Origin of the sequence: Synechococcus sp. CCY 9618, assembly GCF_019038415.1 — a bacterium.
Taxonomy (GTDB): Bacteria; Cyanobacteriota; Cyanobacteriia; order PCC-6307; family Cyanobiaceae; genus Cyanobium.
Window position 1 is genome coordinate 89,547 of the sequence record NZ_JAFKRG010000014.1, and the last position, 13,647, is coordinate 103,193.

Here is a 13,647-nt window from a genome sequence, read left to right on the forward strand (position 1 = left end):
GCTCAGAACAGCCTGAACAGATTGAAGCCCCCGCCTTTCTCGGCGGGCTCCTCCTTCTCATCGCCGGGGCCGGGATCGAACATCTCCATGCCTTCGCCCAGCGGACGGGTGGCGGTGGAGCGGCGCTCCAGGCTGAGCCGCCAGGCGGGGGCGCCCTGGGGGCTGCTCAGCATCAGGGTGTCGCCGTAGGCGGTGAAGGTGACCATTGCCGTCCGCATGGCCGCCATGGCCTCGGTGCTCACCGTGCAGCTGGTGCGCTCCGGCGCAAGCAGCACGTTGCGCTGCACCAGCCGGGCCGCCTCGGGGGCCCGCAGATCGCCGGGCACCGTGCTGTCGCCCCAGGGCGCCTCGCTGGAGGTCCAGATCACGATGTCGCCCTCCTGGCGGCCCATGCCGGTGGCCATGGCCTGATAGCCCAGGGCCGTCGGGACGGTCTGCCAGTTCAGTCGCTGGGCGCCGCCGCTCGCCGTGCTCGTCAGGCTCACCGGCGCCAGGAAATCGTGCCCCCCATCCACCTGGAAAAGGATCTCGGGGGCGTAGTTGCTGGCCACCAGATGGTTGCCCACCAGTGAGGCCTGCGGCGGCACCCCCCTGGTCTCCTCGTTGTCCGGCCAGCGGCCGGTGGTGCCCGAGCTGCCTCCGGCCCAGGGCATGGAGGCCATCTGCTTCATGGCCTGCATGGCCTGGCGCCGCTGTTCGGGCAGCAGCCCCTGCAGGCTGATCACCTCCGGCTGGCCGGCGCCGGCGCTCTCGGCACAGCCGCGGTAGATGAGCATCCGGCCCTTCAGCTCGGGGAACGCCTCCTGCGTCCACTGGGGTGGCTCGGCCGGTCCGAAGCCGGTGCTCTTCAGCGGCAGGGCCGCTCCCATCGCCAGGCCGGGGGGGATGCGGTGCTCGGCGCTGGGGCTGGGGGCCGTTCCCGGCGATTGCAGCCGCAGGTCCAGCTGGCGGGTGGTGGCGTTGAAGGAGGGCCGGCCGCCCATCATCATCTTCATCATGTCGCCGCCTCCCATGGTCATGGCGCCCATCCCAGAGCTGGTGAGCGCCTCCATTGCATAGGTGGCCACCGGGGCCGGCGGCCTTGCACCGGGTTTGGGGGACGCCGCCCCGGCCGGCAGAGCCAGGCCGGGGCCGAGCAGAAAGGCGAGCTGAACCGCCGAACGCCAGGGACACCACCGTGATGCGCCCATGCCCGTGTTGTTGATGAGGTGCGTCAATCTATGGCTTGCCGATGCCCGTGCCTTCCATGGACACCGTCGCCCCAGCGCCCCTGCGGCGCATCGATCAGGCTCTCTTTGATGCGGTGGCCGCCGGCGCCGCCGACTCCCCTCGCCGGCGCCTCAATCACAATTTTCATGCCCCCTCCGATCGGGTGCAGCGGTTTCTCAATGTGCTCCAGCCCGGTACCTACGTGCGCCCGCACCGGCACCTGCGCGAGCAGCCCGGGGAGGGCTTCGAGTGCTTCCTGGTGCTGCAGGGGGAGGTGGGCCTGCTGCTGCTCGACGGGAACGGCCGGGTGCTGGGCCGCGAGCGGATCAGCGCCGCCGGGCCCCTGCGCGGCATCGAGCTCGCCGAGGGGGTGATCCACACCCTGGTGGCCCTCTGCGCCGATGCCGTGCTGATGGAGATCAAGCAGGGCCCCTACCGGCCCTCCGCCGACAAGGACTTTCTGGCCGGCTTCCCCCTTGAGGGCACGGAGGCCGCGGCCCGGCTGGAGGCCCGCTGGCGGGCGCTGTTCGATGACGGCGACGCCGGTGGCCCGGCTGCAGGCCTGCCCGACTGAAGGTCGGCTCAGCTCAGGTCGGCCCGGCGGCAGAAACTGCAGTGTCCCCAGCGGGCCATCTCGCCGGCGGGGGCCGGTCGGCCGCAGGTCGGACAGTCGGCCATGCCGTGCACATCGCAGCGGCTGGGATGGACGGCCCACACCTCCGCTTCGTTCTGGCCACCAGGGGTGACAGGGGCACCGGGATGGTGCTGCTGCACCCGCACGTCGCGCACGGCATAGCCGGCCCCCCGCAGGGCCCCCAGCAGCTGGTGGCGGTTGTACTGCAGGGCCTGCAGCCAGGGCCCCGGGGCGGCTCCCACCGTCAGCAGGCCCCCCTGCAGCTGCAGGGGCCGGCAGTGGGGCGCCAGCTGGGGACCGGCGATGCGGGGCCACTCCCGCCACAGCCCCGCCAGGTGTCCGTCGCGGCGCCAGTCCTGCTGAAGCCCCTCCAGGCAGCTGGCCAGGGCGCTGGCCGGGGGCCGCGGTGGTGGCATCAGGAACGAGAGATTCCCCACCCGGCGGGTCTGCACCGCCTCACTGAAGCCGCGCCGATCGCGCTGGCCTTCCGGACGGCGTCGCTGGCGGGACCGGGGCTGTTCCATTCCCGTCAGGCTAGGCGGGCTCAGGAACAAGCAGCCCCCGCGCCGTCTGCCCAAGGCTGGCGCCCGACGCAGGTGGTGATGCGCCCGGAAGTGTTCCGGAAATTCTCCGTGGTGGTGCCCAGGTTTGTGCCCACCGGCGGCAAGGCGGTCATCACCGACCACTCCATGGGCGACCACGCCCTGAAACTCTTCGCCTGAGCCAAGCGCTGCAATCCCCGAACCGGGCCGGCGCCCCGCCGGTGAGGGTGCGGCAATCCGCTGGCCGGCGCAGAGGTCCCGGCGGCCGGTTCTGGCTACCCTCAGACCCTGCACTGGCCCCGCCTCCATGGGATTTTTCGATCGGCTGAGCCGTCTCCTGCGCGCCAACCTCAACGACCTGGTGAGCAAGGCCGAGGATCCGGCCAAGATCCTCGACCAGTCCGTGGCGGACATGCAGGGCGACCTGGTCAAGCTGCGCCAGGCCGTGGCCACCGCCATCGCCAGCCAGAAGCGGCTGCAGAACCAGGCCGAGCAGGCCGAGGCCCAGTCGAAAACCTGGTACGAGCGGGCCGAGCTGGCCCTCAAGAAAGGGGAGGAAGACCTGGCCCGCGAATCCCTCTCCCGCCGCAAGACCTACCAGGACACCGCCACCGCCCTCAACGCCCAGCTCAGCGGCCAGGCCGCCCAGGTCGACACCCTCAAGCGCAGCCTCACCGCCCTTGAGGGCAAGATCGCCGAGGCCAAGACCAAGAAGGACATGCTCAAGGCCCGCGCCCAGGCGGCCCAGGCCCAGGAGCAGCTTCAGAACGCCGTGGGCAGCCTGGGCACCAACAGCTCCATGGCGGCCTTCGAGCAGATGGAGGAGAAGGTTCTCAACATGGAGGCCCGCAGTCAGGCAGCCGCCGAACTGGCCGGAGCCGATCTGGAGAGCCAGTTCGCGGCCCTGGAGGGCAGCGATGTCGACGATGAGCTGGCGGCCCTCAAGAATCGTCTCGAAGGTGGCAAGACCCCGATCGCCCTGCCCCTGGAGGGCGGCCCGGCTCCCCAGCTGGAGCCGGTCCAGGTGGCCGAGGTGAACGCCGAGCTCGAGGAACTGCGCAAGTCCATCGACACGCTCTGAATTCATACAATCGGGCCACCGCAATCCGTAACGCCGTGGCCACCGACGTCGACTCCCCCGTGCTCGAGCTCACCGACGCCAACTTCCAGGCGGCGGTCCGCGAGACACCGGGTCCGGTGCTGGTGGATGTCTGGGCCTCCTGGTGCGGCCCCTGCCGACTGATGGCCCCCCTGATGACCTGGGCCGCCCAGGCCTATGCCGCCGCTGCGGGCGGAGCTCTCACGGTCGGCAAGCTCGAGGCTGATCCCAACCCCCTCACCCGCGATGAGCTCAAGATCCAGGGGCTGCCCACCCTGATCCTGTTCCGCGCCGGCCAGGAACTGGCCCGCCACGAAGGGGCCATGGCCCAGTCCCAGCTGAAGGCTTTCCTGGATGCCCATCTCTGAGCGTCTGTCGCGACTGGGCAGCGGCGTCTTCGCCCGCAACGACCAGCGCAAGGCCGCCTATCTCGCCCGCATGGCCGGCGCGGGCCTCCCGGCGGGCTCAGCCCTGCCCCCCCTGCTTGATCTTTCGCTCGGCTCCACCGATCTCCAGCCTCCGGCCGTCGCCCTCGAGGCCATCGCCGCGGGTCTGAAACGGCCCGAGAGTGCCTCCTACTGCCTCCACGCCGCCACCCTCCCCTTCCGGGAGGCGGTGGCGGCCTGGGCCCGCCGCCGTTTCGACGTGGCCGTGGATCCCGACACGGAGGTGCTCCTGCTGGTGGGGTCCCAGGAGGGCACGGCCCACCTGCCTCTGGCGGTGCTGGATCCGGGCGATCGGGCCCTGCTGCTTGACCCCTACTACCCCTCCCACATGGGAGGCCTGCATCTGGCCTCGGCCGATCCGGTGCTGCTGCGCCTCGATCCGGAGGCCGGCTGGCGCCCCGATTTCGACCGCCTCTCCCCCAGCCAGTGGCAGGCCCTGAAGCTGATGGTGCTGGGCTTTCCCCACAACCCCACGGCCACCACCGGCGAGCAGGGCTGGCTGGACATGGCGGTGGAGCGGGCCCTGCGCCACGACATCGTGCTCGCCCACGACAACCCCTACGTCGACCTGGCCCTGGAGGGGGAGGCCCCGGCCCTGCTGCGAAATCCCGCCTGGCGCCGTTGCGGCATCGAGTTCTTCTCCTTCTCCAAGAGCTGGTGCCTGGGGGGGTATCGGCTCGCCTTCGCCATCGGCGCCGAATGGCTGATCACCGCCCTGCGTCAGCTCAAGGGAGTGGTGGATTTCAACCAGTCCCTGGCCCTGCAGGCCGGAGCCATCGCCGCCCTGGAGCAGGCCCCCCAGTGGCCCGGGCAGCTGCGCGCCATCTACCGGGAGCGCCGCGACCGCATGGCCGATGCCCTGGAGGCCCAGGGCTGGCCCGTGCGGCGGCCTTCGATGGCTCTCTACCTCTGGCTGCAGATTCCTGCGGTCGCCCGGGCCCGGGGTCTGGACTCCGAGCGCTTCTGTGCCGCCCTGCTGGAGGGCACCGGGGTCTGTCTCACCCCCGGCAACGGCTTCGGCCCCGGCGGTGAGGGCTGGCAGCGGCTGGCCCTGGTGCATCCCGCCGCAGATCTGGAGGCCGGCGCGGCCCGCATCGGCGACTGGCTGCGGCGGTTTTGATCGGCGCCATCGGCGCCCTGCGGCGCCGCCAGGTCTCTGCCGCCGCGCCCGGTCCGCCCTGGCGGCTGCGCGGTGTGCCGGTCTGCGCCAGCACCGAGATCCTTCTCGACCGCTGGCTGGCCGATGCCCCCGATCTGGCCGGAGACCGGGCCCTGCCGTCCCCGCTGGCCGTGATCGCCCGGCGGCAGCGCCACGGGCACGGCCAGCGGGGACGGCCCTGGAGCTCCCCCCCCGGCGGGGTCTGGCTGAGTGCGGCGCTGCCCTGGCCCGCCCAGGCGGGCCAGGCGGCATCCCTGGCTCTGGCGGTGGCCGTCGGGCTCTGCCTGCGGCTGGAGCACCGGGGACTGCCGGTACGGATCAAATGGCCCAATGATCTGGTGCTGCCTGTCGAGGCTGGCGGCGAGGGCCGCGTCCTCAAGCTGGCCGGCCTGCTGCCGCGGCTGCGGCTGAGGGGCGGCGCCTGCCGCTGGGCCCGGATCGGGGTGGGACTGAACGTGGCCAACCCGGTGCCTCCCGGTGCCGTGGCCCTGGCGACCCTGCTGGGCCGCGGCCGGGCCGAGCCGCTGCACTGGTGCGGGGAGGTGCTGGCCTCCCTGGACTGGGCCATGGCCTGGGCCGGGAGCAGGGAGGCGGTGCGGGGCCAGGCGGAGCGGCGCCTGCTGCTGCCGGCCGGCCCGATCCGGCTGGAGGGAGAGGAGTGGCAGCCGGCCGGGCTCACGGCCGATGGCGGCCTGAGGCTGGTCCATGGCACCCGTGATCGGGTGCTGCAGCGCGAATTCGGCGCCGGCTGAGCAACCCCCGTACACTGACCACCGGCCCTTTCCCTGCCATGGCCCCCAAGCCTTTTCCCGTCCTGTCGGCTCTGACCGCCGGCACTGCGGCCTCCTGGCTGGCCATGCCCCTGGTGCTGGCCCAGGCGGTTCCCGGTGCCGAGGAACGTTCCGAGCCCCCACCGGCGCCGATGCCCCAGCCGAAGGTGCGGATCGCTGCGCCCATCGTCCGCCCCGCCCCCCAGGCACCGGTCCGGCCGCTCGTTCCACCCCCTCCGGTGACCGGTGAGGCTCCCGCCGCCACCCTCCAACCCGGGCCCGCCGAGCGCCGTCCCGAGCCGGTCCGCCGCTTCGACGCTTCCCTCGATGCCCTGGTGCGGGAGGGGGTGGTCACCCCCGGGGAGCGGGTGCGGGTGCGCGGTTCGCTCCTCTCTCCCCAGGATGCGGCCAACCGGAGCAGGGCCTGCCGGGCCGGAGCCCTCTCGGCCCAGGAATGCCGGACGGGCGTCATCGTCATCGGCCGCGGCCGTCAGGATGGTCTCAGTGGCGGTCTGGATGGCGGCGATCTGGCGGCCGGGGGCCGGGGGATCGGTTTTGCCGGGTTCGGCATCGATGCCGCCCCCCTGCCGCCGATCACGGTGCCCGTCACCGCCCTGCTCACCGGCGCCGGCGGCAGCTTCCGCCTCACCGACGTCTTCCGGGTCACCCCCCGGCCCTCGCCGATCGGCGGCAACGGCAACCAGCGGTTGCTCTTCCCCCTGATCGGCTCAGCGGTCACCAGCAGCCCCTTCGGCTGGCGTCTGCATCCGCTGCTGGGGAGCTGGCTGATGCATGCCGGCCGCGACCTGGCGGCCCCCGAGGGCACGCCGGTGGTGGCGGCCCTCTCCGGACGGGTGGTCAGCAGCGGCCTGGCGGGTGGCTACGGCCTGGCGGTGGAGCTGGAGCATGAGAGCCCCCGCCGCCGCACCCTCTACGGCCACCTCTCCGAGCTCTACGTGAAGGAGGGAGAGAGCGTCCGCCAGGGGGAAGTGATCGGCCGGGTCGGCAGCACGGGCCTGAGCACCGGCCCCCACCTGCATTTCGAGCTGCGCCTGCCCCAGGACGGGGGCTGGGTGGCCACCGACCCCGGGGATCTGGATCCCGGCGGCAGCCTTCTCGCCGGTCTCGACGGAGCCGACGGCTCCGGTTCCACCGATGCGGTCGCCCTGCTGATGGGTCAGCTGATCGCCACCCTCGAACGGCCCCGCTCCCCCCTGCCCCTGCCTGGAGAACGGCTCAGCTCCCCCGCCCTCAGTCGCTGATGCGGCCGTCGCGGAAGTGCACCACCCGATCGGCCCGGGCACCCACATCACTTTCGTGGGTGACGAGCAGGATGGTGATGCCCTGGGCGTTGAGATCGCCGAACAGGGCCAGCACCTCCCCGGTGGTGTGGGAGTCGAGGGCCCCGGTGGGCTCGTCCGCCAGCAGCATGGCGGGCTCGTTGATGATCGCCCGGGCCAGCGCCACCCGCTGCTGCTGGCCGCCGGAGAGCTGGTTGGGCTTGTTGTCGACCCGGTTGGCGAGGCCCACCCGATCCAGGGCCGCCAGGGCCCGCCGCCGCCGCTCCTCCGGGGGCACACGGGCATAGATCATCGGCAGCATCACGTTGTCGATGGCGCTGAGCTGGGGCAGCAGATGGAACTGCTGGAAGACGAAACCCAGCTGCTGGTTGCGCAGATCGGCCAGTTCGTCGTCATCGAGGCTGTCCACCTCGGTGCCGTTGAGCCGGTAGCGGCCCGCGCTGGGACGGTCGAGGCAGCCGAGGATGTTCATCGCCGTGCTCTTGCCCGAGCCACTGGCCCCCATCACGGCCAGATAGTCGCCCTGCTGGACCGTCAGGGAGAGGTCGTCGAGGGCCCTGACCTCCGTGTCGCCGCTGCCGTAGATCTTGGAGACATGAAGCAGTTCGGCGACGGGTGGGGCCGCAGAAGCCGGTGAGGAGAGATCCATGGGGTCCAGGCCGGGTACTCAGCCCAGGGGCGCGACGGTCACTGAGGCGATGGCCTGCTGGAGGATCGGAGTGCCGGCCACGGTGGAACTGGCCCAGTCGAACAGGGGGCTGGAGAGGACGCCACCGACGGCCGTGACCACCACGCAACCCACCAGGGCGGCCCGCAGGGGCTGCATGCCGGCGAGATTCCAGGTGATGGCGGGATAGGCCTTGACCACGTCGGAGGCATCCTGGGGTTCCTTCACCACCATCATCTTGATCACCGAGATGTAGTAGTAGATCGACACCACCGAGGTGACCAGGCCCACCACCACCAGCAGGTACTGGTGGTCGGCCCAGCCGGCGAAGAAGAGATAGATCTTGGCGAAGAAGCCCAGCATCGGCGGGATGCCGCCGAGGGAGAGCAGGCAGAGGCTCAGCCCCAGGGTGATCAGGGGATCCTTCTGGTAAAGGCCCGCGTAGTCGGCGATGCGGTCACTGCCCGTGCGCAGGGAGAAGAGAATGATGCAGGCGAAGGCGCCCAGGTTCATGAACAGGTAGGCCGCCATGTAGAGCACCATGGCCGAGAAGCCGTCCGCGGTGCCGCATACCAGGCCGATCATCACGAAGCCCGCCTGGCCGATGGAGCTGTAGGCCAGCATCCGCTTCATGGAGGTCTGGGCCAGGGCCACCACGTTGCCCAGCACCATGCTCAGCACCGCCAGCACGGTGAACAGGAACTTCCACTGGGCATCGAAGCTGTCGAAGCAGCCCACCAGCAGCCGCACCGCCAGGGCGAAACCTGCCGCTTTGGAACCCACCGAGAGGAAGGCCACCACGGGGGTGGGGGAACCCTCATAAACGTCGGGAGTCCACTGGTGAAAGGGGACCGCAGCGATCTTGAAGGCGACGGTGGCCAGCACGAACACCAGGGCGAGGGCGGTGATCGGGGAGGCGCTGGTCTGCAGGGCCAGACCGATCGTGGCCAGGTCGGTGGCACCGCCGCTGAGGCCGTACAAGAGGGAGGCGCCGTAGAGGAACACCGCCGCGGCGGCCGATCCCACCAGCAGGTACTTGAGGGCCGCCTCCGCACTGCGGGCATCCCGCTTCATGTACCCCGCCAGCAGGTAGCTGGCCACCGAAAGGGTTTCCAGCGAGATGAAGATGCTGACCAGGTCGGTGGATCCGCACAGGAACATGGCCCCGAGCGTGGCCGACAGCAGGATCGCGGCGTATTCGCCCATCGGCGTGCCGCTGCGCTCCACGTAGCGCCAGCTGAGCAGCAGGGAGATCAGGGTGGAGGCGGCCACCACGGCCCGGAAGGCGATGGCCAGGTTGTCGGCGAGGAAGGAACCCAGGAAGGAGGGCTCCAGGGGGCTGTTCCACTGCAGGGCCAGCAGGACCAGGGAGGCCCCCAGACCGCCGTAGCAGATGGGCGGCACCCAGCGGCTGGCGGCGTTCTCACCGGCCAGGTCGACCAGCAGGCAGACAATCAGGGTGAGCAGCACCGCTGCCTCCGGGGCGATCGCTCCGGCGTTCAGCTGCAGTGCCAGCCCCCCGGTGCCCAGCCCTGCCGTGATGGCTTCCGCCGCCGAGGCGGCTGTGGTGGCGGCTGCCAGAACCAGGTCGGCCACAGGGATCGGGGAGGCGTTCGATGTGGCGGACTGTAGCGGCCATCTGGGGGGCCGGTCTGGTGCACGGATACCCGGAGGGTCACCTGATGCGATAAAGAAGGAACCGGTATCGCGCCTTCCCGTGGCCCACACCCTGGTCATCGTCGAGAGCCCCACCAAGGCTCGAACCATCCGGGCCTTCCTGCCCGAGACCTTCCGGGTGGAGGCGTCGATGGGGCACGTGCGTGACCTGCCCAACAACGCCAGCGAGATTCCGGCGGCCCACAAGGGAGAGAAGTGGGCCAACCTCGGTGTCAACACCGCCAATGGCTTCGAGCCCCTCTACGTGGTGCCGAAGGACAAGAAAAAGGTGGTGAAGGAGCTCAAGGACGCCCTCAAGGACGCCGACCAGCTGCTGCTGGCCACGGACGAGGATCGCGAAGGGGAGAGCATCAGCTGGCACCTGCTCCAGCTCCTAGGTCCCAAGGTGCCGGTGAAGCGCATGGTGTTCCACGAGATCACCAAGGAGGCGATCGGTCGCGCCCTCGACCAGACCCGGGACCTCGACATGGAGCTGGTGCACGCCCAGGAGACCCGCCGGATCCTCGACCGCCTGGTGGGCTACACCCTCTCCCCCCTGCTCTGGAAGAAGGTGGCCTGGGGCCTGTCCGCCGGCCGGGTGCAGTCGGTGGCGGTGCGGCTGCTGGTGCAGCGCGAACGGGCCCGGCGGGCCTTCCGCAGTGGCAGCTACTGGGATCTCAAGGCCCGGCTGGAGCAGGGGGCCGCCCCTTTTGAGGCCAGGCTCACCCACGTGGGTGCCGAGCGCATCGCCGGCGGTTCCGACTTCGACGAGACCACCGGCGGTCTCAAGGTCGGCAGCAAGGTGAAGCTGCTCAGCGAGGTCGAGGCCGCTGCCCTCCAGGCCGCGGTGGAGAGCGCCCCCTGGCGGGTGGCGGCGGTGGAGGAGAAGCCCACGGTGCGCAAGCCCGTGCCGCCCTTCACCACCAGCACCCTCCAGCAGGAGTCGAACCGCAAGCTGCGGCTCTCGGCCCGCGACACCATGCGCACGGCCCAGGCCCTGTACGAGCGCGGCTTCATCACCTACATGCGCACCGACTCGGTGCACCTCTCCGACCAGGCCCTCACGGCGGCCCGCAACTGCGTCGCCGAGCGCTATGGCAAGGAGTTCCTCAGCCCGTCGCCGCGCCAGTTCAGCACCAAGGCCCGCAACGCCCAGGAGGCCCACGAGGCCATCCGGCCCGCCGGCGAGAGCTTCCGCACACCGAAGGACACGGGCCTGGACGGCCGCGACCTGGCCCTCTACGAACTGATCTGGAAGCGCACTGTCGCGAGCCAGATGGCCGATGCCCGGCTCACCCTGCTGGCGGTCGACCTGGAGGCCGCCGGCGCCACCTTCCGCGCCAGCGGCAAGCGCATCGACTTCGCCGGCTTCTTCCGGGCCTACGTGGAGGGCAGCGACGATCCCGACGCGGCCCTGGAGGGCCAGGAGGTGCTGCTGCCCTCCCTCGCCGTGGGGGATGCTCCCTCCTGCCGGGGAGTGGAGGCCCTCGGTCACCAGACCCAGCCCCCGTCCCGCTACAGCGAGGCGGCCCTGGTCAAGACCCTGGAGAAGGAGGGCATCGGCCGACCGTCCACCTACGCCAGCATCATCGGCACCATCGTGGACCGGGGCTACGCCACCCTCCAGAACAACTCCCTCACCCCCAGCTTCACGGCCTTCGCCGTGACGGCCCTGCTGGAGGAGCACTTCCCCGACCTGGTGGACACGGCCTTCACCTCGAGGATGGAGCACACCCTCGACGAGATCTCCACCGGCAAGGTGTCGTGGCTGCCCTACCTGGAGGGCTTCTACAAGGGCGAGAAGGGGCTGGAGACCCAGGTGCAGCAGCGGGAGGGCGACATCGATCCGGGCGTGTCCCGCACGGTGGCCCTGGAGGGCCTGCCCTGCGTGGTGCGGATCGGCCGCTTCGGTGCCTACCTGGAGACCAGGCGGGTGGCTGAGGACGGCAGCGAGGAGCTGCTCAAGGCCACCCTGCCCCAGGAGATCACCCCCGCTGATCTGGATGCCGACAAGGCCGAGCTGCTGCTGCGCCAGAAGGCGGAGGGCCCCGAGTCCCTCGGTGAGGACCCCGAGACCGGTGAGCAGGTGTATCTGCTGTTCGGCCAGTACGGCCCCTACGTGCAGCGGGGCCAGGTGAGCGAGGAGGTGCCCAAGCCGAAGCGCGCCTCCCTGCCCAAGGGCGTCAAGCCTGAGGACCTCAGCCTGGAGGATGCCCTGGGCCTGTTGCGTCTCCCCCGCCACCTGGGCGAGCATCCGGACGGCGGCAAGGTGCAGGCGGGCCTGGGCCGCTTCGGCCCCTACGTGGTGCACGATAAGGGCAAGGGGGAGAAGGACTACCGCTCCCTGAAGGCCGAGGACGACGTGCTGGCCGTGGGGCTGAGCCGGGCCCTGGAGCTGCTGGCCATGCCCAAGAAGGGCCGCGGCGGACGCACGGCCCTGAAGGATCTCGGCGCCCCCGAAGGATCCGAGGAGTCCATCCAGCTGTTCGATGGCCCCTACGGGCTGTATGTGAAGCAGGGCAAGGTCAACGCTTCCCTGCCGGAAGGCACCACCGCCGACACCCTCACCCTGGAGCAGGCGGTGGAACTGCTGGCCGCCAAGGCCGCCAGCGGCAAGGGGGCCGCCAAGACCCGCGGTCGCACCGCCTCCTCCAAGACAGCTGCCTCCAAGACGGCTGCCTCCAAGACAGCCTCCTCCAAGGCAGGAACGGCCAGGGCCGGAACCACCAAGGCGGCGGCCGCCAAGAAGCCTCCGGCCACAACCAAGACCGGCCGCCTGCGGGCCAGCGCGGTGCGGGTGATCAAGCCCGCCGGCAGCTGATGGCCCGTCCCCGCCGCTCCCTTCTTCTGGCGGGGACCCTGACGCTGCCGCTGCTGCTCAGTGGCTGCGGCGGCACCCCTTTCGGTGACGCCCTGTCCCGCAGTTTCTCGCGCGCCCCCGCCTCCCCCGCACCGACCACCCCACCCGCGACCCCCGCCGCCCCGTCGCCGACCCCGGCAACCCCGACAACCCCAGCCCGGCCGCCGGTCACCGCGACCCCCGTGGCCCCTGCCACCCCTGCCGGCGAACCTGCCCCTGCACCCAGGCCGGCGGCCGCCGCCAGACCAGCCCCCTACCGCGTCACCATCCGGCTGCCTGAGGCGGATCCCTCCGCCCCCGCCGAAGTGCTCACCCGTGCCCTGCGGGCGGCGGGGGTGCCCTTCGAGGTGGAGACCATCGAGCGGATGCCCGCCACCGGCGCCCCAGCCGGCGAGCCCCCGGCCGCTGGTGCCGGCACCCCCGCTCCCCCCACCTCGCGTCCGGCGCCGGCGCCGCGCTGAGCCGATGACCCCTCCCCCCTCCAGGCAGCTGAGCCATCGCCAGGCACGCCAGCTGATGGACACCGCCTACCTGGCCGCCGCCACCGCCCTGCTCTGGGTGGCCCTGTACTACCTGCCTGTCGGCAGCCCCCTGTTCCGGCTCGCCCTGCCCCTGCCTCTGGCCCTGCTGCAGTTGCGCCATGGCTGGCGCTGCGCCCTGGAGGGGCTGGTGGTGACGGCCCTGCTGCTGACGGCCCTGATGGGGCCGATCCGCGGTCCCCTGGTGCTGTTCCCCTACGGCCTGCTGGCCCTCTGGCTGGGCTGGAGCTGGCGCCGCCGCTGCAGCTGGTGGCTCTCCCTGGGGGTGGGGGGTCTGATCGGCACCGCCGGTTTCCTGGTGCGGGTGGCGGTGCTCTCGGTGCTGGTGGGGGAGAACCTCTGGGTGGTGATCACCACCGCTGCCGCCAATCTGCTGGATCGCTTCGCCGGCTGGCTCGGCCTGGTCGGCGGCTTCGACCTCGCCCAGGTGCAGATCGCTGCCCTGGGGCTGCTGCTGCTCCAGAACCTGATCGTGGTGCTGGCTCTGCATGCGGTGGCCTACTGGATCTTCCCGCGGCTGGACCTGCCGATCAGCGAGCCACCTCCAGCCCTGCGCGCCCTGGTGGCTCTCGACCCCCTTTGAGCGAACCGCAGCGGATCGGTGGGTCCGCCGCCGCCGCAGCCCGCTGGTGCGGCTCCTGGCGGCAGCGATGGGCGGACGCCGAGCTGCTGCTGCTGCTGGCGGCCACGGACACCGCTGAGGTGCCCGGCATCTCCGCCGCCGGCGCCACCCCCGCCTCCCGCCGCCGCACAGCGGCGGCGGAC

General features: G+C 71.3%; 13 protein-coding genes and 1 pseudogene. 10 read left to right on the forward strand and 4 right to left on the reverse strand.

The window, feature by feature from the left end:
* Nucleotides 1-2 precede the first annotated feature (2 nt).
* Complete coding sequence (locus KUG41_RS04795) at nucleotides 3-1,190, reverse strand: hypothetical protein (RefSeq protein ID WP_216901615.1); 1,188 nt, start codon at nucleotides 1,188-1,190, stop codon at nucleotides 3-5.
* 41 nt (nucleotides 1,191-1,231) lie between these two features.
* Here KUG41_RS04795 and KUG41_RS04800 point away from each other — a divergent pair, with 41 nt between their 5' ends.
* Nucleotides 1,232-1,783, forward strand: a complete 552-nt coding sequence (locus KUG41_RS04800; RefSeq protein WP_254216836.1) for a WbuC family cupin fold metalloprotein — start codon at nucleotides 1,232-1,234, stop codon at nucleotides 1,781-1,783.
* An 8-nt stretch (nucleotides 1,784-1,791) separates the two neighbouring features.
* Here KUG41_RS04800 and KUG41_RS04805 read toward each other — a convergent pair whose 3' ends face one another.
* Nucleotides 1,792-2,367 carry a DUF721 domain-containing protein gene (locus KUG41_RS04805; RefSeq protein ID WP_216901617.1) on the reverse strand — a complete coding sequence of 192 codons (576 nt, stop codon included), beginning with the start codon at nucleotides 2,365-2,367 and terminating at the stop codon, nucleotides 1,792-1,794.
* Nucleotides 2,368-2,692: 325 nt separating this feature from the next.
* Between KUG41_RS04805 and KUG41_RS04810 the strand changes: the two genes are divergently transcribed.
* From KUG41_RS04810 to KUG41_RS04830, 5 genes are read left to right on the forward strand one after another with little or no spacing between them, the layout of a single operon-like run.
* Nucleotides 2,693-3,466: a PspA/IM30 family protein gene (locus KUG41_RS04810; protein WP_216901619.1), complete on the forward strand. Its 774-nt coding sequence runs from the start codon at nucleotides 2,693-2,695 to the stop codon at nucleotides 3,464-3,466.
* A gap of 35 nt (nucleotides 3,467-3,501) precedes the next feature.
* Complete coding sequence (locus KUG41_RS04815) at nucleotides 3,502-3,852, forward strand: thioredoxin domain-containing protein (RefSeq protein WP_216901621.1); 351 nt, start codon at nucleotides 3,502-3,504, stop codon at nucleotides 3,850-3,852.
* On the forward strand, nucleotides 3,839-5,050 hold the full coding sequence (locus tag KUG41_RS04820) for an aminotransferase class I/II-fold pyridoxal phosphate-dependent enzyme (RefSeq protein ID WP_216901623.1): 1,212 nt from the start codon (nucleotides 3,839-3,841) through the stop codon (nucleotides 5,048-5,050). Before KUG41_RS04815 ends, KUG41_RS04820 begins: the two co-directional genes overlap by 14 nt.
* Nucleotides 5,047-5,841, forward strand: a complete 795-nt coding sequence (locus KUG41_RS04825; protein WP_254216837.1) for a biotin--[acetyl-CoA-carboxylase] ligase — start codon at nucleotides 5,047-5,049, stop codon at nucleotides 5,839-5,841. Before KUG41_RS04820 ends, KUG41_RS04825 begins: the two co-directional genes overlap by 4 nt.
* Nucleotides 5,842-5,879: 38 nt before the next feature.
* Nucleotides 5,880-7,121 (forward strand): M23 family metallopeptidase, encoded by a 1,242-nt coding sequence (locus KUG41_RS04830; RefSeq protein ID WP_254216838.1) that lies wholly within the window; start codon nucleotides 5,880-5,882, stop codon nucleotides 7,119-7,121.
* On the opposite strand, the gene KUG41_RS04835 is transcribed toward KUG41_RS04830, so the two are convergent.
* Nucleotides 7,111-7,809 (reverse strand): ABC transporter ATP-binding protein, encoded by a 699-nt coding sequence (locus KUG41_RS04835; RefSeq protein WP_216901625.1) that lies wholly within the window; start codon nucleotides 7,807-7,809, stop codon nucleotides 7,111-7,113. The genes KUG41_RS04830 and KUG41_RS04835 overlap by 11 nt on opposite strands.
* An 18-nt stretch (nucleotides 7,810-7,827) precedes the next feature.
* Nucleotides 7,828-9,369, reverse strand: a complete 1,542-nt coding sequence (locus tag KUG41_RS04840; RefSeq protein ID WP_216901663.1) for an NAD(P)H-quinone oxidoreductase subunit N — start codon at nucleotides 9,367-9,369, stop codon at nucleotides 7,828-7,830.
* A gap of 175 nt (nucleotides 9,370-9,544) precedes the next feature.
* On the opposite strand from KUG41_RS04840, the gene topA reads away from it, so the two are divergent.
* From topA to KUG41_RS04860, 4 genes and pseudogenes are all read left to right on the forward strand, one after another.
* Nucleotides 9,545-12,304, forward strand: a complete 2,760-nt coding sequence (topA, locus tag KUG41_RS04845) for a type I DNA topoisomerase (RefSeq protein ID WP_216901627.1) — start codon at nucleotides 9,545-9,547, stop codon at nucleotides 12,302-12,304.
* Nucleotides 12,304-12,804, forward strand: coding sequence for a hypothetical protein (locus KUG41_RS04850; protein WP_216901629.1), 501 nt, complete (start codon nucleotides 12,304-12,306; stop codon nucleotides 12,802-12,804). Before topA ends, KUG41_RS04850 begins: the two co-directional genes overlap by 1 nt.
* A 4-nt stretch (nucleotides 12,805-12,808) precedes the next feature.
* Nucleotides 12,809-13,465, forward strand: coding sequence for a DUF2232 domain-containing protein (locus KUG41_RS04855; protein WP_216901631.1), 657 nt, complete (start codon nucleotides 12,809-12,811; stop codon nucleotides 13,463-13,465).
* Nucleotides 13,462-13,647, forward strand: a pseudogene (locus KUG41_RS04860) (NaMN--DMB phosphoribosyltransferase); the annotation flags it as partial. The gene KUG41_RS04855 and the pseudogene KUG41_RS04860, both read left to right, overlap by 4 nt.

Excerpts from the sequence above, each read along its gene's own strand:
- KUG41_RS04835 (WP_216901625.1), bottom strand. The coding sequence starts at position 7,809 with ATGGATCTCTCCTCACCGGCTTCTGCGGCCCCACCCGTCGCCGAACTG.
- KUG41_RS04805 (WP_216901617.1), bottom strand. The coding sequence starts at position 2,367 with ATGGAACAGCCCCGGTCCCGCCAGCGACGCCGTCCGGAAGGCCAGCGC.
- KUG41_RS04810 (WP_216901619.1), top strand. The coding sequence starts at position 2,693 with ATGGGATTTTTCGATCGGCTGAGCCGTCTCCTGCGCGCCAACCTCAAC.
- KUG41_RS04795 (WP_216901615.1), bottom strand. The coding sequence starts at position 1,190 with ATGGGCGCATCACGGTGGTGTCCCTGGCGTTCGGCGGTTCAGCTCGCC.
- KUG41_RS04800 (WP_254216836.1), top strand. The coding sequence starts at position 1,232 with ATGCCCGTGCCTTCCATGGACACCGTCGCCCCAGCGCCCCTGCGGCGC.
- KUG41_RS04830 (WP_254216838.1), top strand. The coding sequence starts at position 5,880 with ATGGCCCCCAAGCCTTTTCCCGTCCTGTCGGCTCTGACCGCCGGCACT.
- KUG41_RS04820 (WP_216901623.1), top strand. The coding sequence starts at position 3,839 with ATGCCCATCTCTGAGCGTCTGTCGCGACTGGGCAGCGGCGTCTTCGCC.
- KUG41_RS04855 (WP_216901631.1), top strand. The coding sequence starts at position 12,809 with ATGACCCCTCCCCCCTCCAGGCAGCTGAGCCATCGCCAGGCACGCCAG.
- KUG41_RS04850 (WP_216901629.1), top strand. The coding sequence starts at position 12,304 with ATGGCCCGTCCCCGCCGCTCCCTTCTTCTGGCGGGGACCCTGACGCTG.